This window comes from Pseudomonas sp. H3(2019), assembly GCF_007713465.1.
Taxonomy (GTDB): Bacteria; Pseudomonadota; Gammaproteobacteria; order Pseudomonadales; family Pseudomonadaceae; genus Aquipseudomonas.
The window spans coordinates 1-23,539 of sequence record NZ_VMSG01000012.1; the positions used below are offsets into that span (position 1 = coordinate 1).

Annotated in this window: 20 protein-coding genes and 3 pseudogenes; 8 read left to right on the plus strand and 15 right to left on the minus strand. The window is 55.5% G+C overall.

Going from position 1 to position 23,539, the window contains the following annotated elements; translation table 11 throughout:
• Positions 1 to 52: 52 nt before the first annotated feature.
• Complete coding sequence (locus FPT12_RS13610; protein ID WP_145016716.1) at positions 53 to 1,831, minus strand: Mu transposase C-terminal domain-containing protein; 1,779 nt, start codon at positions 1,829 to 1,831, stop codon at positions 53 to 55.
• A gap of 1,672 nt (positions 1,832 to 3,503) precedes the next feature.
• Positions 3,504 to 4,460 (minus strand): GlxA family transcriptional regulator, encoded by a 957-nt coding sequence (locus FPT12_RS13615; protein ID WP_145016717.1) that lies wholly within the window; start codon positions 4,458 to 4,460, stop codon positions 3,504 to 3,506.
• A gap of 94 nt (positions 4,461 to 4,554) precedes the next feature.
• Here FPT12_RS13615 and FPT12_RS13620 point away from each other — a divergent pair, with 94 nt between their 5' ends.
• Positions 4,555 to 5,019: a tautomerase family protein gene (locus FPT12_RS13620; protein ID WP_145016718.1), complete on the plus strand. Its 465-nt coding sequence runs from the start codon at positions 4,555 to 4,557 to the stop codon at positions 5,017 to 5,019.
• A 382-nt stretch (positions 5,020 to 5,401) separates the two neighbouring features.
• On the opposite strand, the gene FPT12_RS13625 is transcribed toward FPT12_RS13620, so the two are convergent.
• The 3 genes from FPT12_RS13625 to FPT12_RS27985 are packed head-to-tail and all read right to left on the minus strand — an operon-like array spanning position 5,402 to position 6,715.
• A complete protein-coding gene (locus FPT12_RS13625; protein ID WP_145016719.1) occupies positions 5,402 to 5,710 on the minus strand; it encodes a hypothetical protein in 309 nt (102 codons plus the stop codon).
• Positions 5,711 to 5,754: 44 nt separating this feature from the next.
• Entirely contained in the window at positions 5,755 to 6,468 is a 714-nt protein-coding gene (locus FPT12_RS13630) for a YafY family protein (protein WP_145016720.1), read from the minus strand.
• Complete coding sequence (locus FPT12_RS27985) at positions 6,461 to 6,715, minus strand: helix-hairpin-helix domain-containing protein (RefSeq protein WP_145016721.1); 255 nt, start codon at positions 6,713 to 6,715, stop codon at positions 6,461 to 6,463. The genes FPT12_RS13630 and FPT12_RS27985 overlap by 8 nt, the downstream gene beginning before the upstream one ends.
• Before the next feature lie 154 nt (positions 6,716 to 6,869).
• Between FPT12_RS27985 and FPT12_RS13640 the strand changes: the two are divergent.
• Positions 6,870 to 7,007 (plus strand): annotated as a pseudogene (locus FPT12_RS13640) (transposase); the annotation flags it as partial.
• Between the two features lie 187 nt (positions 7,008 to 7,194).
• Here the strand turns inward: FPT12_RS13640 and FPT12_RS13645 are convergent.
• The 4 genes and pseudogenes from FPT12_RS13645 to FPT12_RS13660 all read right to left on the minus strand — a co-directional run bounded on the left by FPT12_RS13645 (position 7,195) and on the right by FPT12_RS13660 (position 10,655).
• Positions 7,195 to 7,560 carry a histone-like nucleoid-structuring protein, MvaT/MvaU family gene (locus FPT12_RS13645; protein WP_145016722.1) on the minus strand — a complete coding sequence of 122 codons (366 nt, stop codon included), beginning with the start codon at positions 7,558 to 7,560 and terminating at the stop codon, positions 7,195 to 7,197.
• 307 nt (positions 7,561 to 7,867) lie between these two features.
• A complete protein-coding gene (locus FPT12_RS13650) occupies positions 7,868 to 8,776 on the minus strand; it encodes a carbohydrate kinase (protein ID WP_145016881.1) in 909 nt (302 codons plus the stop codon).
• Between the two features lie 68 nt (positions 8,777 to 8,844).
• Positions 8,845 to 9,067 (minus strand): annotated as a pseudogene (locus FPT12_RS13655) (helix-turn-helix domain-containing protein); the annotation flags it as partial.
• A gap of 13 nt (positions 9,068 to 9,080) precedes the next feature.
• Positions 9,081 to 10,655 carry a carbohydrate porin gene (locus tag FPT12_RS13660; protein ID WP_145016724.1) on the minus strand — a complete coding sequence of 525 codons (1,575 nt, stop codon included), beginning with the start codon at positions 10,653 to 10,655 and terminating at the stop codon, positions 9,081 to 9,083.
• 167 nt (positions 10,656 to 10,822) lie between these two features.
• On the opposite strand from FPT12_RS13660, the gene FPT12_RS13665 reads away from it, so the two are divergent.
• The 6 genes from FPT12_RS13665 to FPT12_RS13690 all read left to right on the plus strand — a co-directional run bounded on the left by FPT12_RS13665 (position 10,823) and on the right by FPT12_RS13690 (position 17,660).
• Positions 10,823 to 12,097, plus strand: a complete 1,275-nt coding sequence (locus tag FPT12_RS13665) for an ABC transporter substrate-binding protein (RefSeq protein ID WP_145016725.1) — start codon at positions 10,823 to 10,825, stop codon at positions 12,095 to 12,097.
• 21 nt (positions 12,098 to 12,118) lie between these two features.
• Entirely contained in the window at positions 12,119 to 13,081 is a 963-nt protein-coding gene (locus FPT12_RS13670) for a carbohydrate ABC transporter permease (RefSeq protein ID WP_145016726.1), read from the plus strand.
• Entirely contained in the window at positions 13,078 to 13,920 is an 843-nt protein-coding gene (locus FPT12_RS13675) for a carbohydrate ABC transporter permease (RefSeq protein ID WP_054597387.1), read from the plus strand. The genes FPT12_RS13670 and FPT12_RS13675 overlap by 4 nt, the downstream gene beginning before the upstream one ends.
• Before the next feature lie 27 nt (positions 13,921 to 13,947).
• Positions 13,948 to 15,093 carry an ABC transporter ATP-binding protein gene (locus tag FPT12_RS13680; protein ID WP_145016727.1) on the plus strand — a complete coding sequence of 382 codons (1,146 nt, stop codon included), beginning with the start codon at positions 13,948 to 13,950 and terminating at the stop codon, positions 15,091 to 15,093.
• Entirely contained in the window at positions 15,090 to 16,592 is a 1,503-nt protein-coding gene (locus tag FPT12_RS13685) for a glycoside hydrolase family 32 protein (RefSeq protein ID WP_178098749.1), read from the plus strand. The genes FPT12_RS13680 and FPT12_RS13685 overlap by 4 nt, the downstream gene beginning before the upstream one ends.
• Positions 16,593 to 16,667: 75 nt before the next feature.
• On the plus strand, positions 16,668 to 17,660 hold the full coding sequence (locus FPT12_RS13690) for a LacI family DNA-binding transcriptional regulator (RefSeq protein ID WP_145016729.1): 993 nt from the start codon (positions 16,668 to 16,670) through the stop codon (positions 17,658 to 17,660).
• 27 nt (positions 17,661 to 17,687) lie between these two features.
• Here the strand turns inward: FPT12_RS13690 and FPT12_RS27990 are convergent.
• The 6 genes and pseudogenes from FPT12_RS27990 to FPT12_RS13720 form a co-directional block, all read right to left on the minus strand.
• A pseudogene (locus FPT12_RS27990) lies at positions 17,688 to 17,858 on the minus strand (amino acid permease); the annotation flags it as partial.
• 25 nt (positions 17,859 to 17,883) lie between these two features.
• Positions 17,884 to 18,948 (minus strand): 2,3-butanediol dehydrogenase, encoded by a 1,065-nt coding sequence (locus FPT12_RS13700; RefSeq protein WP_256676756.1) that lies wholly within the window; start codon positions 18,946 to 18,948, stop codon positions 17,884 to 17,886.
• Between the two features lie 91 nt (positions 18,949 to 19,039).
• Complete coding sequence (locus tag FPT12_RS13705) at positions 19,040 to 20,164, minus strand: acetoin dehydrogenase dihydrolipoyllysine-residue acetyltransferase subunit (RefSeq protein WP_145016731.1); 1,125 nt, start codon at positions 20,162 to 20,164, stop codon at positions 19,040 to 19,042.
• A complete protein-coding gene (locus tag FPT12_RS13710) occupies positions 20,161 to 21,180 on the minus strand; it encodes an alpha-ketoacid dehydrogenase subunit beta (protein ID WP_054597393.1) in 1,020 nt (339 codons plus the stop codon). The genes FPT12_RS13705 and FPT12_RS13710 overlap by 4 nt, the downstream gene beginning before the upstream one ends.
• 33 nt (positions 21,181 to 21,213) lie before the next feature.
• Positions 21,214 to 22,191, minus strand: a complete 978-nt coding sequence (locus FPT12_RS13715) for a thiamine pyrophosphate-dependent dehydrogenase E1 component subunit alpha (protein ID WP_145016732.1) — start codon at positions 22,189 to 22,191, stop codon at positions 21,214 to 21,216.
• On the minus strand, positions 22,169 to 23,269 hold the full coding sequence (locus tag FPT12_RS13720) for an ATP-NAD kinase family protein (RefSeq protein ID WP_145016733.1): 1,101 nt from the start codon (positions 23,267 to 23,269) through the stop codon (positions 22,169 to 22,171). The genes FPT12_RS13715 and FPT12_RS13720 overlap by 23 nt, the downstream gene beginning before the upstream one ends.
• Between the last annotated feature and the right edge of the window lie 270 nt (positions 23,270 to 23,539).

A 23,539-nucleotide genomic window follows, 5' to 3' on the forward strand; every position in this document is an offset into this window, starting at 1 on the left:
CCTATCCCTTATCGTAAGGGGGAAACGGTGTCCTGTCTTTCATGGGGCTCGTTCACCAAGCACCTTCGTCGGTTTGAACATAGACTTTACTTTCTTCAATAGGGTATTCCTCGACGTCCTCTAGGTCATCCCCCTCGACGGAATGAGGCGCTGGAAGTGGTGGCGGTAGAGCTAACTGCTTCGGCGCACTCATGAAAGCCGTTTTCAGCGCCTCAGCTTCTTGAAGAATTTCTTCCTGCCGATCCATCGCGGCGAGTGCGAAATCATCATCGATAGTCCCGTCTGCCTTGTTAATCAAAGCTGGCATACGCTTTGATAGTTGTTTGTGATTCGAGTAGGATTCCCAATGTGTAGACAGACCGTCACGAGTGTAAGAACAAGGAATTTTTAGGAATGCATGAGGAGTCTTCACCCAAATATAGTTAAGGTCGTGCTGCAAGTACTTCACATCCAGCTTTTGGCCAACATAGTCTTCCAAAGTATCACTTGCATATCTGCGGCCGGCGAAATTAATGCCATACGGGTGCACCTTATGGGAGAACGAGGTTGGGCAAAAATCGATGAGAAACCTCTGCGCATCCTCCGTGGAAATAATTCTGGATGAGTCATACTTTCCTTGAGCTTTGTAGTGAGCGAAAGCTTGCCTCGGAGTACAACCAAGTGCGGCTTGTTTTTTTCCATGGTAAACTGTAACTTCCTTCATCATCCACTCCGCACATTGCTTGAAGTCCATTTTGGCGTTTAACTCGCTTTCAAAACTTTGTCGCTCCATCACGTTGCTCCCGGTCGAACCGGGAAGAAAATGCACTCCAGTGGTCATGAACGAGCCAATTACACGCTCTATTATCCCGCCGTACCATTTTTTGCCGATGGGGCGATGATCCCACTCCATCCCCCATTCTTTGCACTGCTGAATGAAGGCATCGCTCGTAAACTCTGCAGCATTGTCGGTGAAAACTACAAACGGGATGCCATGAAACGGATACTCATCAGGATGAGTCAAAAAACTAAATAAACTGCCTTGCTTATTCATAACCGCAAACGCCAATGCGGCAGCAACTGTACTTATACTCGGAGCTTCCATACTTAGATAAAACCCTAGGATTACCCTTGACCTGTCACAAACGATCATGGTTATCCAGGGTCGCCCGATGATGACATCCCTGTTATACTCATCGACGAGCAATATATCCACTCGAGTATGATCCATTGACACACGACGCAACAAACCATCGATAATAAATTTTTTGGGCTTAAAGCCATACTTTTGATCAAATTGCTCCGCAGTGAGCACCTTCCGGTCACGGTCTTTTTCCGGTATGTTAAGAAGAAATTTTCTTGCCGTATGACGGCTTACCGGTTTTTCACCAGTAGCTTCACAATAATGGCGGGCCCACTTTAGCAACTCACTGATGGACGCCTTTGGGCCTTTATAGTGAGCTTCGTAAGCTTTGCTGAGCGCTGCCACCTGTCCTGACGTTGCTCTACTGCCTCCTATAGGTGTCCCCCTGTGTTTTCGAACGATATTTTTTCCGTTGCGATAATCCTCCAGCAACTTATAGAAATGTGATCTTTTTAACCCAGTGAGTTCCATGCCCCTCTTGGCAGGCAGCCCTTGATCAATCTCCTCGAATACAGATATACGCTCACTTGCGAGTTGCTCCTCTCGGTGATCAATCGTTCTGATCTGATACGGAATGGCTTCAGTACTGGGTGGAACTCCAGACTCCTTCCAATCTCTGGGGATTCCATCGTGGGCATTTTTTACTGGAGCCAACTGAGCATTTAGTTCAATTCCCTGGTTATCTCTCTCCAGATCATCGTCATCCATATCCAACCCCAACGGCTCTGTTGAACAACTGAATCACATGACACTTGAGTGATCATAGCCGCCCAATTAAGACATGCAACCCCTGGACAAAAGACCGAAGGGAACGCGACCCAAAGTCAAAGACCGATTTAATTTAATATTGAACTTTAAAAGCAGGGGGATAAGTACACTTAGTTGACAATTAAAAGTGTGCAAATTTCAATAAGTTAACCCTCCCACGCCCAGGCATCGAGATTTTAAATACACAATATTCATATAAATCGAAACAGCTTCTTTATAACCGAAAGTCAATTACCGCAAAAAATATTGTTATAAAAATATTCGGGCTTAATCACGGGAATGGTCGCCCGCTGTCAGCCGGCATCACAAAGATACGCGGTTGTGAGAATGCTATATGAGCGTCAGCGATGCAGCCTTCACCGCTTGTGGGGGTGATACTTCACCAATCAACGTGGACATATCGGGCGACCGAGGACAGTAGAAGGAGAAAGGTTAGCCATCCAGCCGTACCGAAAACTGCCTGGATGGCCTGTACATTTCATTGCCGGAAAAAAGATAATGTTCTTTTCATTGCCGGAAAAAAGATTTCTGTTTTCCGGTAATAGAGCGACATTCTCGCTAACTACCTGTAATCTCTAAATATTCTTATTGTCCGCTTAGATTTCAACGTTCACAGCTCCTGACTCCTAACTGACGCAGCGATGAGCGAACGATGGTTGCATTTTAGACTTCCCTCGTCAGGTCTGTTGTTCGCGCGACGGTGCTCTGGCTCAATCGTCTGTGGCAGCATAGCGGTAGGATTTATCCCTAGTAGCGATAAATCCCTACATCCCTTCAGCCAATCTGCTCGAACCGCTGCCGCTTCTGGAACAACCCCACCCCCATCGCCACGGCAAAGATCGACAGCAACTTCGACTTGTAAACCACGGTGGTTAACACATCAAAAAATAGGTTTACACACCGTAATTTACCAGCCACCTCGAAGCTAGCACGCCTGAGTGATAGTTGTCCCGGATGGAGTTCAAAATAACGCCTGCTTTTGTATCATCCCCTGCCCCAGCGTCTACTACTTCACCAGTCACCGTCGACCCCCTCCTCGTTCAGCAAGTCTAGATCCCAAACAGCTTGCAATAATCTACTGCAGTTTTGGATACGGTACCTCCATCCCTTGGAGTGTCAATTGTGTGGTGGCGTGATCGGTTGGCTGATTGATGAAGTTAATCATATTTCACTCCGCTCTCGACAATAAAGTCGCGATCAATGCCTAGATGCATATAAGGAAAGTTAGATTCGCCACAGAACTGACCAGTCGCGCTGCAGCCTTTTAATGGCAAGTACTGCAGTGAGGGAGCGTTATCGTTTTCGTCTGCTCAGGAATCAACTGGTTAAGCCCTTCCAGAAAACTTCGAAACGGTGGATGCAACTATCGACTCGGCGTGACTATCAGATATTACTGCAGATAAAAACTTCAAATTGTCAGCCTGGAGCCTGAACAATGACATCCAGGTCTCCCAGGAAAAATCAGCCCGAGCGCCTCATCGCGGTCGCTAGATCTACCGACTCACCTCCAAGTGTCGAACATGGCCGAACGCACCTACCCTCTACCGACATAACCTCGCCCCTTCAGGACGGATGCGTCCGTTGATTCGCATTAATTTTTGTTCCCGCTGTATTACCTCAGTTGCCTCGGGGTTACGTTCAGGTGACTCTTCAGCAGGCGACGCAAGGCTGTTGGGTCGCTGAAGCCCACTTGCTCGGCGACGTGCTCTACCGAGCATCGACTACTTTCCAGTAATGCTCGTGCCTTATTCAGTTGGACTGTTCGAATTAGGTGTAGAGGGCCGCGCCCTGTGGCCTTGGATACCTGCCTGGAGAGTGTTCGTGTGCTCATTCGCATTTTTGTTGCCAGGGCGCTAACACTCAAAGGTGTTGGCAGCGACGCCTCGACATGAGCGATCACCTGCGCGATTAGTTCACCATGCGCCATCAGTGCGGGAACCATGAAGGGGGATTGTAACTGCCGCTGATTTAAAAGTAGGGCTTTAGCCACTGCTTCGACCAGTTCAGGGCCAAAGCGTTGGCCGATCAAATGCATCAATAAATCGGTATGCCCTAAGGCGGCACCTGCAGTAATCAGAGGCGCATCCTCAATAACCATACGGTCTGGATCGACGATGCAGCGATTTGCAAGTTGCCGCAATGTGGCGGCCAGCCACCAGCTCGTCGTAACCGTCCTCCCTTCAGTTAGTCCTGCCGCGTACAAGAGAAACACGGCTGAACATGACGCTGCTACAGTTCCGCCTGCAGCCACATGCTGACGTAAGGCTGCTAGCACTGGCTCCATTTCGGGCTGTAATAAGTGCGATTTCAATACGACTGCAGCATCGATATCTAATCCGGGAAGTATCCAACAGGCCCGCCCATCGGAGGGGAGTATCAAACTCTGCGCGAGGAGGCTGAGGCCATTTCCTAATGAAATAGCCCCTTCTACTGCTGAGTGCACAGTCCAGCGCGGCGCTGGTAAACCTAGCCGTGGCGCTAGCTTTGATGCGGTTGAAAGTATGTCCAGCGATAGAGCGACGCTGGAGGCAAACGCTCTGGGGGGGACAATAACAATGAAATCGTTCATTGGCCGATTCTGCTTGAAAGATGTCTGATCGGCCAATTTTTTTTGCGAACAGACCGCGTTCTAATGGTGGCCTACTCACCAAGAGGATTTATTTGTGCCAAATATCATCATTAAGCTCCCTGCTAATGTGCTAAGCAGTGGCGCTATACAGCAACTTCTGGCAGCGGTTGATTCTGCAGCAGTAGAGGCAACGGGGCTAGGAAATGATCCTCGGCAGCGACTCCTGTGTTGGGTCATTCTCGATGAAATTCCCGATGGGCGTTGGATTTGTGGTGGGCGCTGCGACTTTGACCAATTCATACCCTGTCATGTACAGGTGCTAGCTCCAGCTGGAGAGTTGAATGCTGGGCGTCGGGCTCATTTCGCCGCATTGCTGCATAAGGCAATTGCCGGCAGTCTGGTCGCGGATGATTCCCGTGTTCTAATGACTTCTATCGTAATAGGCGACGTGGTGGATGGAACTTGGGCCGCTAACGGCGATATTTGGCATCTGCCGGATTTCGTGAAGGCTGCTGGCTACGTACCTCAACAGGTTGTGGCAGATGCTTCGCTCAAATAGTTGAATTAAGTATAGGGGGCTGTCTAGGTGTTTCTATCTCTGACGTTGCACGGCTTAAAGAGTAGAGATCATCTCCACTTAAGGTTGCGCTACACATCCCCTGTGGTGCTTAACGATTATATGTCTATCGTTCTGTATTCAGCAGGATTCAGGACTTCCCGCCTGGCAGCTTCTATCACCTTGCCCTCGATTCGCTTGAGGGCCCTTTCATAGATTTCTACAGCGCGGCATGAATCGCATCCACGATGCTTTGCGTCAATGTTTCATTCGGTGCCGTCGTAAGAACTGGTGTCCGAATGGTCATGGAATCCGCAAGTGACGACACCGATGCCTGACAGCAAAGGCATCGGTGTCTCTTGCCTGCTCTGGCAGTCCGTTGGGGTCAACTCATCTCTGGAACGAGGTGACTCATGAACGTCAGGTTTTCAATAGCGTACATATACTCAGAGAATCTCGGATCTCCATCGTTGAACGCCTTTGCCACTTTTTGTGCGCTCTCAAGACTGTCCCACATTGCTAAGTCCGCGAAGATTCGGTCGTCGCTCATCGGGCAGTAGGCACGGTACTCAATCAAACCAGGAAAGGTCTTTAACGTTTCACGAAGCCCTGCGCGGAGCACAGGCACTTGCGCAACGCATTCCTGTTTGACCTTGAAAATGGCCAATTCGAGTACATGAGATAAGTGCTGCATAGGGATGACCTTCTGTGTGTTAGGGAGTCCCAATTATCAGTGGCTCATACTGACAGCGTAGTGTCAGTAGTGGTGATCGCTTTCCACTGGCTTGCCTGGTGCTTCATATACGCTTGGAGATCAAGGGCAGGATTGTCGGGTGATGGTTGTTGGGTAATAGCGATGGAGGCTATGCGATCGACCCGAAAATCGCGGTAAGCCGCCCTGGCACTACACCAGCTTCCAACTGTCCACTTTCCTCCCCAGTAGAAAAGGCCAAGGGGGGAAATGAGGCGTTGCGAAACCGCACCGTCCAAGCTGGTATAAGTTATCTTCAGCGCCTGAGTGTTTTCGATGGCATTTCGAAGGGTTGCCAAATGGCCACGCGTCGAGGAAGGTGTTGTTCCAAGTGCCCTGATTTTTGCCGTGCTGGGGTCGACCTTGTGATGGACTATGGACGCTGAGATTTTGCTCAACAACATCCTTGCAGCAGCACTTAGATCGTTATCGGCGGAAGCTGAAAGCATTTCCATCCCGAGCATCAATGCATCCAGTTCGAGCCTGTTCAACGTTAAAGGCGGCATCTCAAAATCGGCATCCAAGGCATACCCCACGCCAGCGGTACCATAGATTGGGATTCCACTGAAGGAAAGGTCGTCGATGTATCGATAGATTGAGCGAACGGAAACGCCAATTCGGCTAGCCAGCCGTTCAGCAGAGATTGGCTGATGAACACGAATCAGATTTACTAATTGAAATAAGCGATCAGCTTTACGCACCAGGTGTGCTCAACTGAGAGTCCTTTGCAAGCTCAATGGCCGCGTTAATGGCAGCCCGAGCTTGGGGGCTGTTCTTCCAGCAAGTCGATCCCACTACTGCCGATACCTGAGCCAGGATGTCACAAGCATTCGCTTCGCTGAGCACAGCTAGCGAGTCAATGCCCATCTGCTCAAGGCGAGCGATAACGGCCGGCCCTACGCCCTTTAGGGTCAACAAGGCATTATGTTCCGTCAGTGGAAATGGCATCCGTAAACTCCTGTTATCGGCCAATGAAGCAACCGGAGTTTGCCCGACGCAAGGGGACATCTCAATAGATGGACTGCATCGCCCTGAACGAGCCCCATGAAAGACAGGACACCGTTTCCCCCTTACGATAAGGGATAGGCAAACGGTTATGTTTATGACTAACAGCAACGATAAGAGTGGTGAGCTTTTGGGCCAGGAGCGGCGGCGTCGCTGGAGTCCAGAGCAAAAGCTGGCCATGGTTCGCGAGAGCCTTGAGCCCGGGCAAAGCGTTTCGGTGGTGGCTCGGCGCAACTGGGCGCTCAAACTGGTTGTTTGCCTACTTGATTTTGTCTACTCCCTCTAATCGCTGGATCAACAAAACGTATTGCCCAGACGCTTATAATTGATCGTGATAATCCACTACGCTGACGCCAGATTCAGTGTCCCTCAATTCGGTACAAAAAAGGCCCTATTAGGGCCCTTTTGTACTCAACCCAAAATCACTTGGTCAGCCAAGACTCGACGGTCGCAGAGCCGTGTTCTGCTTTCCATTCTTTCAAAGTCTTGTGGTTGCCACCTTTAGTTTCCACGACTTCACCGGTGTTCGGATTTTTGTAGATCTTCACTTGGCGTGGTTTACGAGTGCCGGTCTTGGGCTCGGCTGCTGGTGTGCGACGACCGGCCTGTGGATTAAGCAAGTTGATCACGCTCTGCAAGCTGTAACCGTATTCGGCGAGCAAAGCGCGCAATTTGCTCTCGAATTCCATTTCCTTTTTCAAGCCGGAGTCGCTTTTCATCGATTCAAGCTCTGCGAGTTGGGTAGCTAATTGTTGTTCGAGCTTTCGGTATTCAACTAGACGAGACATTTAATAATTCCCAACAGGAGAGAGAGAATTTCAAGAGAAGCTTCAGCACGACCCTGACGCAGTGACGACTTATGCCACCAAGCCTGAGCCGGAACGCAAGCCATATACCAGTAAGCCTACGGCTCAGGACAAGGCATTTATCAAGGAGCTCGATCAGATGCGTGCGGATGCTGAAGCCGGAGAGCTTCATAAATCGGTATAGCAGGGAGTCGAACTTTTTAATCAGAAATAGTCAGCAACGCTTATGGCCAGGGTCGGGGGCGTCGCGTTTTTTACTTAGACAATTTCTCGGCACTGGCAACCATGGTCAGGTCTCTATTAGCAATTTCAGCAAACCTTCCACATCAGCTAGCGCAGGAGCATGTGCTCCGGCATGGCGGCAAGATATGGATGCGCAAGCCGCTGAAAATCGCAGGCGCTCTCTCAAGTCTGCGATCCCCAGCAACTCCGCAGCCAGCCAACCAGCCATACAAGCGTCTCCTGCGCCAACCGTGTCTTCCACTTTCACGGCAATAGCCGGCTGATCGAGTTGGCGGTCCGGGGTGTGGAGAATCATCCCGTGTTCCCCTCGGGTAAACAATATCTGCGCCTTAGGATTAAGAGCGCGAAGCTCATCCATTGCCTGGTGTTCGGTCAGCCCTGGATAAATTTGCCGAAGGTCTTCGTCGGAAAGCTTAATCATGTCAGCAAGGGTGGTCATCGTAGGGAAGGTCTGCTCCCGATAATGACTGTCCATTAAATTGCGCCAGTTCGGATCATAGCTAATCCGTTTACCAGCTTCTTTGGCCTGCTGAGCAATTTTAACCAGCCTGTCTGCGAGTGGCTGTCGAGCTAAACTGATGCAGCTGAAATGACACAGCTCTGCTTTGTCGATCCATCCTTCGGGCATCAGATCTGGATCAAAAAACAGATCGGCATCTCCAGCAAAAAAGTATCTTGGAGGACGGCTCGATGGAACGATGGCGACCAAAGGATCTCGATCTACTCGTTGGATAAAGCTCATATCTAACGCTGCCGCTTCCGACTGCGAAACTATCTCGTCACCCAGTGAATCTATGCTCACCGCCCCAGCAAAAGCGCTGCTAACACCCAAGCGGCTTAGCGCTCGTGCAACGTTCCAGGGAGCACCACCCGGGTAGCCCTTCCACTGTCCAGGAGTGCCTTGGACAAGGTCGGTCAGGGCTTCGCCAAATACTACCGCGCGAGGCAATACCATCGTCATTTCCTCAATTTTTGTCATAGGGATAACTGCTGGCTGATCAGCTTCGACCGGTAATCACTCACTCAATGCGCATTGGTGAAAGGCCGGGATCGATGAGTGCCGTTTCGATTGAATAATCGTCATCGCTGTTCCGCGACGATATTCGCTCGGTGTCTGTTCCTTTTCGATGCGAAAGTATCTGTTGAAGTTAGGGAGATTTTCATAGCCAACCTCAAAGCGGATGTCTGCAACCGACATCTCTGTTTGCAACAACAGCCTGCAGGCGCGCTGAAGGCGTGTTGGCCGGCGCGTTCAAATATTAAAACCAGGTTTCCATTTGTATACCGGCTTGCCATACACCTCCGGCGTTGAAGTCCGTCTTGCCGAAGGAGTCTGAGGTACTGTATCTGTCCAGATCGGAAGACCAATTCATGTAGCTTGCGAACACTCGCAATTCGGGACGTGTGAGCAGGTCTCCAACGTCAAGTTTGAATGTCGGGGCGACCGTGAATTTCCAGAAGTTACCGTCGACCGCATTACGTTGTAGATAGCCCTTGGGGTCGAGGTTCATGGTTTGCCAGCTCATTTCGTAGGCCATCTCGAAGTTGCTGTTGATTGTGTTAGCCAATCGCACGTTCAGGGTCAGCCAGCGGTAGTCGTCACCCTTGACGTATCTATCCTTGCTCTGTTCGGCCAGCAAGCTGGGCCCGATACGCCAGTCAGGCGCAAGGGGTGTCTCACCGTAAAGTGCCAGACGCAGAGCGCGGGCATCGTCAATCAGTTCACCATCCGAGCCGACGTTCTTGACCTCTGCGCCCAGACCTTGCCCATAGAGCAGCGCTGTTTTGAAGAAGCCTTCTCTGCCGAAAAAGTTTTTCTGGTGATTGGCCAGCATGGTGTGCAAGCCGGATTCCGCAGGCGTCAGACCTGCTTTATTGGTGCGAGTACCGAAATCGTTTTTCTTTGCGCCGATGCCATTGAACATCCACTGCCACTGACCATCCTCGAAGAACTGGTTGGAGGTCAGGATGTAGCTCGCCACATCGGCATTAATACCCCCTTGACTGAAATCCCCGTAGCTACGTCCAATCAAGGAGTAATTCGAGCGCCAATTCTTGTTCATCTGCATATCGTAGATTCCACCGCCGGTACCGGCCAGGTAGACGACGTCCGAGTCCAGCCAGTGGATATCGAAGTTATCCCGATCAAATCGCTTACCTGCCCACAGGGTGGCGTTCTCGAACACTGGATTGCCCTTGAACGCAGCGACATGGTCGAGCGCTGTGAATACCTGGCGCACGTTCAGTTTGCTTTCGTCGGCCGTCCAGTCATTGGAGCTTTCCACACCGTCGGCGATGGAGACCGTGAATTTGGAACGGGTGCCATTTTGCGCATAGATTTCTTTCGACAGGTCTATACGCATGTAGGTGTCGTCTTCGTTACCGAGTCGCCCGACTGCACCACCAACCGAGCCGGCCGGAGTTGTATAAGGGCCGCCACGGCCACCACCAAGCCCCTCGTCGATCAGCAATCCAGAGCGGGCATAGCCGTTGAAGCTGAACCCATCAGTGAGGTTTGAAGTGCTGGCCTGTTTTTCCATGCTTTCCTGGCGGGCTTCAAGTTTTGCCAGTCGGGTGTCCAGAACGGGATTGGTTGCCTGGGATGCAGTGGATACAGTGGATGCAGCGGGCTGCAAAGCGGGAGTGGCGAGTTTGATCTGCTGCAATTCCCTCGCAAGTGCCTGGGTTTGCTGCTCGGCTGCGGCCGCACGCTTTTCCGCTTCGCTGGCACGGGCTTCAAACGCGGCCATGCGTTCTTCCAGAGTCGCGGCCTGAGAGGTCGCCGCCGAGGTGCTGAGCACGCCCGCGAGTAGCCATCTTGATGCTTTCTGCATGTGGATTTCCCTGTTTTGTTTTTATTGTTTTGTTCCAGCGACAGGCCGTTTTTTCGTGAGTTGTGAGTTGTCCAAATCGACAAAAAAAAGGTGCCTCATCGCAAATACGCTGCTACATTGAGCGTGTTAACGTTAACTTTTCTAAAAACAAAAATAAAGAGGGCTTTATGAAACAGCTAAAAACTCTCCTTCCAGCAGCGCTGCTCACCCTCTGTGCCGGACTTCCATCCGTCTCGAGCGCAGCCGATTTGACGATCTCATGCGGTGCGGTGGGTGCAGAGTTACAACTCTGCAAGGAGGCTGTCGAGGCGTGGTCGAAACAGACCGGCAACAATGTCGAGGTGGTTTCCACGCCTAACTCGGCGACCGAGAGGTTGTCGTTTTACCAACAGATCCTCAGTGCGCAGTCCACCGACATCGACATCATTCAAATCGATATGGTGTGGCCGGGGATGCTGGCCAAACATCTGATGGATCTGCGCGAGGTGCTTCCAGCCAACGCTACCCAAGGCTACTTCCAGGCACAGGTCGATAACGCCACGGTAAACGGACGGCTGGTGACGATGCCGTGGTTCACCGACTCGGGTCTGCTGTATTACCGCAAGGACTTGCTCGAGAAGTACAACAAGCAGGTTCCCCAGACGTGGGAGGAAATGACCGCTACCGCCAGGGAGGTTCAACAGGCCGAACGCAACGCCGGCAACCCCAATGTGTGGGGTTACATATTTCAGGGACGCGCCTACGAGGGCCTGACCTGTAATGCGCTGGAGTGGATCAGCAGCCAACCGGAAGGCGGACTGGTCAATCCACGAGGAGACATCGTGGTCAACAGTCAGGCCTCAAGAGCCGCTTTGACCCTGGCGAAAAGCTGGGTGGGAGACATCTCCCCGCGTGGCGTGCTCAATTACACCGAGGAAGAAGGACGTGGCGTATTCCAGTCGGGAAATGCTCTGTTCATGCGTAATTGGCCTTATGTCTGGGCCCTGGTACAAAGCCAGGACAGCGCCGTAAAAGACAAGGTAGGCGTCGCTCCCCTGCCCCGAGGCGGCATGACCGGCAACCATGCATCCACCCTCGGCGGGTGGGGCCTGGCGGTATCACGTTACAGCGCCCATCCAAAACTTGCCGCAGAGCTGGTGAGCTATCTGACCAGTGCCCAACAGCAAAAACATCGTGCTCTGATAGGCGCCTATAACCCGGTTATCGAGTCGCTGTATCAGGATCCCGAACTGCTCGCGGCAATGCCTTACTACGGTCAGCTCCACAGCATTCTCAACGATGGGGTCATGCGCCCTGCCTCAATAACCGCCGATCGCTATCCACGGGTCTCCAATGCGTTCTTCGATCGAGTGCATGGCGTGCTGGCGGGTGAGTTGCCTGTCGATCAGGCGCTGGCCGAACTGGAAAGCGAACTCACGCGCATCAAACGCCGGAACTGGTAAGCCACAAGGAAGGAAATCACCATGTCTGTCTCTACTACCCATGCCTCCTGTGACGAGCTCCTGCTCACCAGGGAAACGCCCATACAACGTCGCCGAGTACGCGCCGCCTGGCTGTTTCTGACACCAATGCTGCTGTGTCTGGCCCTGGTGGCGGCCTGGCCGCTACTGCGCACATTCTGGTTCAGCCTGACCGACGCCAGCCTGGCGGACACGAGTGGCGGTTCCTTCGTAGGCTTGAGCAATTATCTGTTCCACGACGGTTCCAACTGGTCGGGCATTCTGGTCGATCCACAATGGTGGAACGCTGTGCGCAACACGTTGCATTTCACCGTGGTGTCGGTGGGACTGGAAATCGTGCTAGGGCTGCTGGTGGCGTTGCTGCTGAACATCAAGTTCACCGGTCGTTCCCTGGTGCGTGCGTTGATTCTGATTCCCTGGGCGATTCCTACCATTGTCTCGGCGAAGATCTGGTCATGGATGCTTAACGACCAGTTCGGCATCATCAATCATCTGATGCTGAGCCTCGGACTGATTGATGCTCCTCTGGCCTGGACGGCAGATGCGGATCTGTCGATGTGGGCGGTCATCATCGTCGACGTCTGGAAGACCGTACCTTTTGTCACGCTGCTGATGCTGGCTGCCTTGCAGATGTTGCCGAGCGATTGCTACGAAGCCGCCAGGGTCGATGGCATTCATCCGCTGAAAGTGTTCTGGCGTGTCACGCTTCCACTGTTGATGCCTGCATTGCTGGTGGCGGCGATCTTCCGCATCCTCGATTCCCTGCGGGTATTCGATGTCATCTATGTGCTGACCTCGAACTCTTCGAGCACCATGAGCATGTCGGTCTATGCCCGCCAGCACCTGGTGGAGTTCCAGGATGTTGGTTATGGCAGCGCGGCCTCGACTCTGCTGTTTTTGGTCGTTGCGGTGATCGCCATGCTTTATCTCTACCTCGGACGTCGTCAACTGGAGGTTCGCTCATGAGTCAGCGTCTACTCAAAAAAGCGCTGTTGCGCCTCGGGTTCTGGTGTCTGATCGGGATTTTGCTGCTGTATGCGGTCTTCCCTTTCTACTACGCCATCGTGACTTCGCTGAAGCCATCCAGCGCCTTGTTCGAGGTGAGCTATTGGATCGATAGTCCCGACTTCTCCAATTACGCGGCGGTACTCCACCAATCCTCATTCCTGAGAGCTATCGGTAACTCGCTGGTGGTTGCGCTTTGCGTGGTGACGCTGGCGCTGTTCCTCAGCCTGACCGCTGCCTATGCCTTGGGCAGGGTGAAGTTCCGTGGGCGTGGCACGGTATTGATGATGGTTCTTGGCGTCTCGATGTTTCCCCAGGTCGCTGTACTGTCGGGGCTGTTCGAAGTGATCCGCGCCTTGGGTCTGTACAACACGTCCTGGGCGTTGATCCTGAGCTACACGATTTTCACCCTGCCCTTCACCGTCTGGGTGCTGACCACGTTCATGGGGCAACTGCCCCATGAACTGGAAGAAGCGGCAATCATGGATGGCGCTTCGCCCTGGGTCACACTTACCCGTGTGCTGTTGCCGCTGCTCTGGCCCGCACTGGTCACCACTGGCTTATTGGCCTTTATCGCCGCGTGGAACGAGTTCCTGTTTGCCCTGACCTTCACCCTCACAGACACGCAACGCACGGTGCCGGTCGCCATCGCCTTGATTTCCGGCGGGAGTCCCCATGAGCTGCCTTGGGGACTGTTGATGGCCGCATCGGTGCTGGTCACCGTCCCACTGGTGATTCTGGTGCTGATCTTCCAGCGCCGAATCGTTTCCGGTCTCACTGCCGGCGCGTTAAAGGGTTGATGCCCAACAACTACAAGGAACAGCATCGTGATCAAATTGAAGCTAGACAACGTGAACAAACAATTGGGCGGCGTGCGGATTCTTCGCGACGTCAGCCTGGAGATCGCTGCAGGTGAGTTCGTGGTGTTCGTTGGCCCTTCGGGCTGCGGAAAGTCGACCCTGCTGCGACTGATCGCCGGACTGGACTCGATCTGTGCCGGCGACCTGCTGATTGACGGGCGACGGGTCAACGACCTGGAGCCGCGCGAGCGTGGCGTCGGCATGGTGTTTCAGTCTTATGCGCTTTACCCGCACATGAGCGTCTACGACAACATCAGTTTTGGTCTCAAACTGGCCAAGACTGAAAAGAGCAGCTTGCGCGAGCGGGTGCTGAGAACTGCGCAAATCCTGCAATTGGACAAACTGCTGCAACGCAAGCCAAAGGAACTGTCCGGAGGGCAGCGTCAGCGGGTGGCCATGGGCAGAGCCATGGCGCGGGAACCGGACATTTTGTTGTTCGATGAGCCGCTTTCCAACCTGGATGCGTCCTTGCGGGTGCAGATGCGCAACGAAATCGCCCGTCTGCATGCTCGACTGGGCTCGACCATGATCTACGTCACCCACGATCAGGTGGAAGCGATGACCCTGGCCGACAAAATTGTCGTGCTCAATGGCGGTCGCGTAGAGCAGGTCGGTTCACCACGCGAACTCTATGAACGCCCGGCCAGCCGCTTTGTCGCCGGTTTTCTAGGCTCGCCCAGAATGAACTTCCTGGCGGCGCGCCTGCATGCACCAGGCGAAACCAGCCTGGTCGACACCCCCGTTTTGGGTATGACCTCCCTGCCCTTCGACAGCTCGAACCTGACAGCGGACACGCAGTTGAGCCTGGGGATTCGCCCGGAGCACATTTCGCTCAAATCGGCTGAGGGAACCGTCGGCATCGTCGTGACCGGGGTCGAATACCTGGGTAGCGAAACCTATGTGCACCTCGAAACAGGTCAGGACGAGCCACTGATCTGTCGTTGTGAGGTCAACGCCGGATGGCAGGCGGGCGATCGGGTCGAACTGCAGCTGGACATCGACAACCTGCACCTGTTCGACGCCGACGGCACGGCCTTGAAGCGCCACCCACAAGCCATTGAAAACCTGCCGAATGAAATCTCTCTGCGCTCTGTCCGAGCACGCGCCCTATGACCTTGTCTGTGAATACCATGAGCGACCCAATGGCTTCTTCCCTTGACCTTGCGCAGCGCGCACTGAGTGACGGCGTGTCTCGCGTCATCCACGATTATCGACCCGGTTATCATATTGCTCCCCCGGCAGGCTGGATGAACGACCCTAACGGGGTGGTGTACTTTCGTGGCGAATATCACGTTTTCTATCAACATTACCCTTTTGAGGCGAAATGGGGCCCTATGTATTGGGGGCATGCCAAGAGTGCCGATCTGGTTCATTGGCAGCACCTGCCCATTGCCCTGGCACCCGGCGATGACTTCGACCGTGACGGTTGTTTTTCCGGTAGCGCGGTGGTGTGTGGAGATACCCTGGCATTGATCTACACCGGACACACCTGGCTCGGGGAAGTGGGTGACGAACACTCGATCCGTCAAGTTCAGTGCCTGGCCACCAGTATCGATGGTATCCGCTTCGTCAAGCATGGCGCAGTCATCGAGACCGCGCCGCAAGACACGATCATGCACTTTCGTGACCCCAAGGTATGGAAAGAGGATGACTGCTGGTACCTGATTGCCGGCGCTCGTCTGGGCGATACACCGCTGCTCCCGTTGTACCGTTCTACGGATCTGCACGCCTGGGAGTTCCTTGACTATGTGTCCGGCGGCAGCGAGGGCGATGGCTATATGTGGGAGTGCCCGGATCTGTTTCGACTGAACGGACGCGATGTACTGCTGTACTCCCCCCAAGGCATGCAACCCCACGGTTACGAACGGCTCAACAAGTACCAGACTGGTTATCGAGTGGGTCGACTCGACAGCGAATGGCACTTCACTGGCGGGCCTTTTATCGAGCTGGATAACGGCCACGATTTCTATGCAGCGCAAACGCTAATGGCCGCCGATGGTCGACGACTTTTGTGGGCGTGGCTCGACATGTGGGAAAGCCCGATGCCGAGCAAGGCCCATCACTGGTGCGGCATGCTCGGTTTGCCGCGCGAACTTGAACTGCGCGCAGATCGCCTTTGCGTGTATCCGGCACGGGAGCTCACCGCTCTACGCAAGGCGCCATTGCCTGGTACACCCTGGTGGGATGAGTCGGGAACCCGGTGGGTGCCGGAAGTGAAAGGCGATATGCTCGAAATCCATGTGCATCTGGATTTGCTCGGCTGCACCGACGGCCACCTGGGAATCGCCTTGCGCTGCAGCGACGATGGCCATGAAGAAACCCTGCTCTACTACGATGCGGCATTGCAGCGTCTGGTTCTTGACCGCAGCCGCTCGGGTGCGCAAGTCACAGGTCAGCGCAGCGTATCGATAGACCCGACACAAGAACGACTGGCACTGCGTGTGTTCCTCGATCGCTCGTCCATTGAGGTGTTCGACGAAGACGGGCGCTTCAGCCTCAGCAGTCGCCTCTACCCACAGCCCGGCAGTCTGGGTGTGAAGCTCCTTGCAAGCGGGAGTGGTGGGCGTGTCTCCATTTCCAGGGCATGGCCACTCGCCTCGGGATGGCTATGAACCGCGTCATTCGTATCGCGAGAAGCGCAGGCCATGTGTCATGATTCTCCGTCAGCCTGACCGGTTTCGCCTCGCATGACTTCAGTGAAAGACGTTGCACTGCTGGCCGGCGTGTCCCTGATGACGGTTTCTCGAGCGCTCAACAATCCGGAAAAATTGAGCCCCGAAACCTATCAACGGGTGCGTCGCGCCATTGACGAATTGCAATTCGTGCCGAGCCTGTCGGCGCGAAGAATTCGCGGCGACAACCTCCAGACGCGAACCATCGGTGTGTTCGCACTGGACACCGCGACCACACCGTTCGCCGTCGAGCTGCTGCTCTCCATCGAACAGACTGCGCAGCAAGCAGGCTGGAATGTATTTATCCTCAACCTGTTAAACAACCCGCCCACCGACCAGAACATCGACCTGATGTTATCGCACCGTCCCGACGGGTTGATCTTCAGCGCCATGGGGCTGCGCCAGGTGTGCATTCCCGAGCGATTGAAGAGCAACCCCCTGGTACTCGCCAATTGCCTGGCGGATGACAGTCGCCTGGTCAGTTATGTGCCCGACGACGAAATGGGGCAGTATCGAGCCGTACATCACGCATTGAGTCAAGGCTATCGGCGCCCTCTGTTTATCAATCTTCCAAAACAGAGCCTGGCTTGGGGTCTGCGACAAAGAGGCATGCAGCGTGCCTGTCAGGCATTCGGGCTGTTGCCTGACGCACTCCTGCAATATGACCTTTCCGATCATGACGCCTATGGTGAAACCGCAGCCATCCTCGACCGGCACATCATTGATAGTCGTCCCCAATTCGACATTCTGATCTGTGGCAACGACCGTATTGCTTTTTGTGCCTATCAGGTGTTGTTGGGCCGCGGGCTGAAAATCCCTAATGATGTTGCCGTGCTCGGCTATGACAATATGATCGGTATCGCTGAACTGTTCGTCCCACCGCTGACAACGGTACAACTGCCGTACTACGAGATCGGTCGCAGGGCTGCCCGGCAGCTGATCGAAGCTCTCGACGTATCAGGAGCCCAGCCAGTTGATTGTCCATTGGTTGCCAGGGCATCGCTATAAGGGATTAGTTAACTCGGGGAAATCCGCGATCAATTTTCCAGCCACCGTCAGCACCAACGCCCGTCGGGGCACACCTTGGACGGCGGTTTTCTCAAAAAGAGCAGGAGCCTGCTTTTGCTCAGTCAGGTTCATGAGCATACGACCAGTGCTGTAAATGCTGCCATTGCACGATGACAAGGCAGCAGTAATCACAACGAAGGGGCCATCGTCCGATTCAGCCGCTTCAGACTCGAGCGGGAGACACGATGATTTTGACGTTGTGCTCCTTGTTGTTGACCAGCTCCTCGAAGCCCTGCCCGACGATCTGCTCCAACTGAATGCGCCCAGTCACCAGCGGAGTGATGTCCAGCCGGCCATCAGCGATAAAAGCGATCACGTCAGCGAACTCACCGTTATAGGCCAGCGCACCCAGCACCTGTTTTTCGGTAGCCACCAACTCGAAAAAGTTGAACTCGCTGGGCTCCTCAAAGATCCCCACCAGTACGCACTTGCCGGCCTTGCGGATCAGATCGATCGCGAGCTTGGCCGTGTGTTTGTTGCCGATACATTCGAAGCTGACATCTGCCCCGAGCCCACCCGTCAGGCGCCGTACCTCAGCCAAAGCATCACATTCATTGGGATCGAGCACATGGGTCGCCCCCACTTCCAAGGCCTTGGCCTTGCGCGCTCCAGACATTTCCAGAGTGATCACCTGAGCCGCACCGGCAGCCTTGGCGCACATGATGGTGCACAAGCCAATGGTGCCTGCACCGACCACCACAACGTTCTGCCCGAGCAGGCTCCCGGCTTTTTTCACCGCGTGCATGCCCACCGCCAGCGGCTCGATCAGTGCCCCGGCTTCAGCAGGAAAGTTCGCCGGCAACTTGTACAGCAGGTTGGCCGGCACGTTGACCAGTTCGGCGAAGGCACCATTATTCATCAGCCCGGTGAAGGCCAGGTTCTCGCAGATGTTGTACAGCCCGTGAGTGCAGTAGTAGCAGGTGCCGCAATGTTGGCAGGCATCGGCCGCCACCGGTTCACCAACGCTGAAACCCTGAACACCGGTACCGAGCTCGACGATTTCGCCACAAAACTCGTGACCGAGAATGCACTGGCCCTTGATCCCGGTCAGTGGGTGCGGCGCGTCAACCGGTATGAACACCGGCCCAGCCACGTACTCATGCAGATCGGACCCACAAATGCCGCACCACTGCACGCGGATCTGCACCCAGCCGGCAGGTGGTGCTATTGGTAGCGGAACGTCTTCGACACGGATATCGTGGCGGCCGTGCCAGACAGCGGCACGCATACTGCGTTGCGGATTGTTTGAAAGGCTCATAGCGAAATCTCCTTGAAATAGTTGCTCCTGGCGCCCTACGAGAGGCCGCCAGGAGGAGGTGTCAGTGCTGTTGCACAAAGTCCAGAATCAATCGGTTGACGTGCTCGGCCGCTTCCATCTGCACCATGTGTGCCTGACCTGGCAGGACCTCGACCTCGACCTCGACCTGGGCCTTGAGCCCGGCGCTGTGGTTCGCCGGAATAATCGCGTCGTCACTGCCCCAGATCAGCAACACTGGCTGCTGGCCATCCTGCACCACGCCGCGCAGATCGAACTGTTGCGATCCTTCTTTGAACACGCCTGATACCAGCAGGCGCAGGGCCGCACCCACTCCTTCCAGGCGCTTGTACTTGAGCATGTCTTCGAGCATCTGCCGGTTGACCAGCTCGGGATTGGAGAACAGTTTCACTAGCTGTGGCTTGAGGGCATTGCGGTTGGCAGCCTCGACAAAACCTTCCAGGTAATCGCCGTTGATGTCCTCCCCCAGACCTGCGCTGCCGATCAAGATCAAGGACCGTACTCGCTGCGGTTCCAAACGCGCAACGTTCAGCGACACCGCTCCGCCCATGGAATGACCCACCAGATGCGCTGCGGGAATGTCCAGGTGATCAAGCAGTGCCAGCACTACGCCGCTCAGCTCATCCAGGTCTCCGCGCTCAAGCTGTTTGGTAGACTCGCCATGGCCCGGCAGGTCCATGGCAACCACCCGGCGTCCGGCGGCCAATGCTTCATGATTGAACATCCAGTTGTTCAGGTCACCGCCAAAGCCGTGCACCAGCACCAACGGCACCCCGCCTTCGCCGCGCTCGAAGTAACGGATCAACCGCCCGTCCAGCTCGACCTTTTGCGGCTTCGGCCCGCGGTCCACCTCGGCGTCGTCGCCGGGCACGAACGTGGCGTGAAACTGCTCGACGACCGCATCGATCTCGACCTCGCTGGCCTCGCCGTCGACTACGATGCCGAGCAACGCACCCACCGCGAGGGTTTCATCCTGACGGGCGATCTGCCGACGAAGCACCCCGGAAAAAGGCGCCTCGACACTGCTGGAGATTTTGTCGGTTTCGACATCCAGCACTTCGTCGCCCTTGGCGATGGCCTGGCCTACTTCCTTGAGCCAGGCATCGACCCGGCCCTCGGTCATGGACAGGCCCCACTTGGGCATGGTCAAAGTATGGATCTGGCTCATGAACGCTTGCTCCACTCGATCAGCTTGAGCACGGCGCTCTCGATCTTCGCCGCGTCGGGAATGTAGAGGTCTTCCAGGGCGTCGGAGAACGGCACCGGTGTGTGCGGCGCAGTCACCATCTCGATCGGCGCCTTGAGCGAGGCAAATGCTTTTTGCGCCACCAAAGCTGAAATATCAGTCGCCATGGAGCAACGCGGATTGGCTTCGTCGATGACCACCAGGCGTCCGGTCTTCTCTACACTTTCCAAAATACTGTCTTCGTCCAACGGACTGGTGGTGCGCAGGTCGATCACCTCGCAGTCGATACCGCGCGCGGCCAAATTGCGCGCGGCGTCCATCGCGGTGTTGACCGTGCGGCCATAGGAGACCAGCGTCACATCCTTGCCATCACGCAGGAAGTTGGCTTCGCCGAAGGGGATGGTATAGAGCTCTTCCGGTACTTCACCCTGCATGCTGTAGAGCATTTTGTGTTCACAGAAGATCACCGGATCGTTGTCGCGGATCGCCTGGATAAGCAAACCTTTGGCGTCATAAGGTGACGACGGGCAGACCACTTTCAGCCCCGGAATGTGGGTCCACAACGAGGTCAGCATTTGCGAGTGCTGGGCGGCGGCCCGCAACCCGGCACCGACCATCGTGCGGATCACCAGTGGCGTGGAGGCCTTGCCGCCGAACATATAGCGAAACTTGGCCGCCTGATTGAGAATCTGGTCCAGGCAGCAACCGGCGAAGTCGACGAACATCAACTCACATACCGGGCGCACGCCACAGGTCGCGGCGCCCACTGCTGCACCGACATAGCCCAACTCCGACAATGGCGTGTCCAGCACTCGTCCGGGGAATTGGTGATAGAGGCCCTTGGTCACGCCCAGTACCCCGCCCCAGGCGTCGTTTTCACCGGGGGCACCGGCACCGCCGGCGACGTCCTCACCCATGATGAACACGCTGGGATCGCGGCGCATTTCCTGGGCCAGGGCTTCGTTGATTGCCTGCTGATAACTGATTTTTCTCGCCATGATGAAGATCTCGATTCTTGTTATAGGGGGCGTTCAGGGATAGGAAACGTAGACGTCGGAGAGCAGATCGGCCGCGCTCGGTTTGGGGGCTGACTTGGCCTTGCGCACGGCGTTCTCGATCAGCAGATCCACCTCGCTGTCGATCTGGTCCAACTGGCTGGCCTGCGCCTGCCCGGCGCGGATGATGCGTTCGCGCAACTGCATCAAGCAGTCGTTGTGCTCGCGGAAATGCTTGACCTCGTCCGGCGCCCGATAGGTCTGGGCGTCACCCTCAAAGTGACCGTAATAGCGAGTCAGCTTGACCTCGATCAGCGACGGCCCCTCCCCGGCCCTGGCCCGCTGCACTGCGGCACCCGCGGCTTCGTGAACGGCGAAGAAGTCGAAGCCGTCCACCGTGACCCCGGGCATGCCGAAGCCGGCTGCGCGGTCGGCAATGTGATCGCAGGCCACCGACCAGTTGGAGGCCGTGGCTTCGGCGTAACCGTTGTTCTCGGCAATGAACAGGCACGGCAGATTCCACACCGAGGCCATGTTCATCGCTTCGAACACCGCCCCTTCGTTGGAGCCACCGTCACCAAAGAACACCACCGCAACACTGTCAGTCCCCTTGAGTTTGGCGGCCAGGGCCGCGCCCACGACCAGCGGCGCACCGGCCCCCACAATACCGTTGGCACCGAGCATGCCCTTCTCGAAATCGGCGATGTGCATGGAGCCACCTTTGCCTTGGCAGACCCCGGTTTTCTTGCCGTAGATTTCGGCCATCATCCCGTCCACATCGACGCCTTTGGCGATGCAGTGGCCGTGACCACGGTGGTTGGAGGCAATGCAATCGTCATCACCCAAGTGGGCCATGACCCCGGCGGCCGAGGCCTCTTCACCGGCATACAAATGGACAAAACCGGGAATCTCGCCGGTGGCGAATTCCACGTGCAGGCGCTCTTCAAAGACGCGGATGGTGCGCATCACCTGATAGGCATGCAGCAATTGATCAGCGGTTAGCTGTGTCGACATTTTTATTCTCCAGGGTGTCTTGAGATGAGAGGTTCAGAGGGTGTTGCGGGTGTTCACGGCCGATGGCCAGAAGTCGCTGTTGCGCTGCATAGTCCAGGACCGCATTGACATCGATGCTTAGCGGGCCGCTGGAATCGAGGGTCACCGTAGGCCGGTCATCGGCGTTGAATTCGATCTCGCGCTCGCCATCCAGAGCGAGGGTTCCGCTGGCCAGGCACAGACTATGGGCGACACCGGGTTCAAGGCTTCCCGCAGCGAGTACGCCGCAGCCTTGCAGCAGGCCGGGAGCCAGAGGCACCAGCAGCGCTTCCGGAGATTGAGCATCGAGGCGGATCCAGGCCCCACTCGGAGCCTGACGCGATACGGGAAACCACAAGCCGCAAAGGGCCGAGATGCCAATGGACTGAGGTTCGGCGAAGGTCACAAACACCTCGGCCAGATCGCCCCCGCGAGTGATGGCCCGTGCGCCGACGAAGGGCAACGAGGACACAGCCACGTCCACCAGGGCCATCTCGCACAGGCCACAACTTGGCTCGCGTACCAGCAAGCGTTTGTTGCGGCGCAAGGCGATCTCGGGCGGGATCCGCCCACTGACAAACAGCCCGCCGGCCAACCCGGCGCTGGTGGCTTCACGCAGTTCCGGAAAGGCATTGTTGGTGCCGGTGGACAGGGTCAGCAGCGGAATGTCGCCGACTTCGGCGGCCACCGCCTTGTGAGTACCGTCGCCGCCTAGCACGGCGATCAGGGCAACGCCGCGTTCGGCCATCCAGCGGGCCGCGTGACGGGTATCCTCGACGCTTTGGCGCAGGGTCAGGTCGAGGAACTCAAGGGCTGGCCAGTGACTGCTGCGAGCCTGGCGGCCGTGGCTGTTTTTCAGCACGGCGGCGGCGATGCCGGTCATGTCTGTGGGCATCAGCACCCGTTCGACACCCGTGGCGCCAAAGGCAGCCAGCAAGCGCTGGATCACCGAGACCTTGTCGGTGCTGGAAAACAGTCCAGCGTTGGCGGTCAGGCGCCGCACGTCCCGGCCGGATGCCGGATTGGCAATGATACCTACGGTCAGCGGCGCACGACTCATGACGCCACCACGGGCAGAACAGGGAACGGATTTCGGCAGGACATCGGGCACCTCTTTTTATTATTGGGTTGCCAGTCAGGCTGGTTGCCAGAGCTAGAGCAAGGCCAGTGCCAGATCCGCAAAAACAGCTGCACAACCCCGTAGTAGAGCGGTTCGATGGAAACCAAAGGGGAGCGAAATCAAGCCTGAATGAAACGCGTGATGTCAGGCAGTACGAGGTGGCGGCGAGACCGTGAGACATTGCGTCTCACCGCCAGCCCCGGTTGACTC

Excerpts from the sequence above, each read along its gene's own strand:
- FPT12_RS13610 (WP_145016716.1), bottom strand. The coding sequence starts at position 1,831 with ATGGATGACGATGATCTGGAGAGAGATAACCAGGGAATTGAACTAAAT.
- FPT12_RS13615 (WP_145016717.1), bottom strand. The coding sequence starts at position 4,460 with ATGAACGATTTCATTGTTATTGTCCCCCCCAGAGCGTTTGCCTCCAGC.
- FPT12_RS13625 (WP_145016719.1), bottom strand. The coding sequence starts at position 5,710 with ATGCAGCACTTATCTCATGTACTCGAATTGGCCATTTTCAAGGTCAAA.
- FPT12_RS27985 (WP_145016721.1), bottom strand. The coding sequence starts at position 6,715 with ATGCCATTTCCACTGACGGAACATAATGCCTTGTTGACCCTAAAGGGC.
- FPT12_RS13645 (WP_145016722.1), bottom strand. The coding sequence starts at position 7,560 with ATGTCTCGTCTAGTTGAATACCGAAAGCTCGAACAACAATTAGCTACC.
- FPT12_RS13650 (WP_145016881.1), bottom strand. The coding sequence starts at position 8,776 with ATGGTATTGCCTCGCGCGGTAGTATTTGGCGAAGCCCTGACCGACCTT.
- FPT12_RS13660 (WP_145016724.1), bottom strand. The coding sequence starts at position 10,655 with ATGCAGAAAGCATCAAGATGGCTACTCGCGGGCGTGCTCAGCACCTCG.
- FPT12_RS13665 (WP_145016725.1), top strand. The coding sequence starts at position 10,823 with ATGAAACAGCTAAAAACTCTCCTTCCAGCAGCGCTGCTCACCCTCTGT.
- FPT12_RS13670 (WP_145016726.1), top strand. The coding sequence starts at position 12,119 with ATGTCTGTCTCTACTACCCATGCCTCCTGTGACGAGCTCCTGCTCACC.
- FPT12_RS13675 (WP_054597387.1), top strand. The coding sequence starts at position 13,078 with ATGAGTCAGCGTCTACTCAAAAAAGCGCTGTTGCGCCTCGGGTTCTGG.
- FPT12_RS13685 (WP_178098749.1), top strand. The coding sequence starts at position 15,090 with ATGACCTTGTCTGTGAATACCATGAGCGACCCAATGGCTTCTTCCCTT.
- FPT12_RS13690 (WP_145016729.1), top strand. The coding sequence starts at position 16,668 with ATGACTTCAGTGAAAGACGTTGCACTGCTGGCCGGCGTGTCCCTGATG.
- FPT12_RS13700 (WP_256676756.1), bottom strand. The coding sequence starts at position 18,948 with ATGCGTGCCGCTGTCTGGCACGGCCGCCACGATATCCGTGTCGAAGAC.
- FPT12_RS13705 (WP_145016731.1), bottom strand. The coding sequence starts at position 20,164 with ATGAGCCAGATCCATACTTTGACCATGCCCAAGTGGGGCCTGTCCATG.
- FPT12_RS13710 (WP_054597393.1), bottom strand. The coding sequence starts at position 21,180 with ATGGCGAGAAAAATCAGTTATCAGCAGGCAATCAACGAAGCCCTGGCC.
- FPT12_RS13715 (WP_145016732.1), bottom strand. The coding sequence starts at position 22,191 with ATGTCGACACAGCTAACCGCTGATCAATTGCTGCATGCCTATCAGGTG.
- FPT12_RS13720 (WP_145016733.1), bottom strand. The coding sequence starts at position 23,269 with ATGAGTCGTGCGCCGCTGACCGTAGGTATCATTGCCAATCCGGCATCC.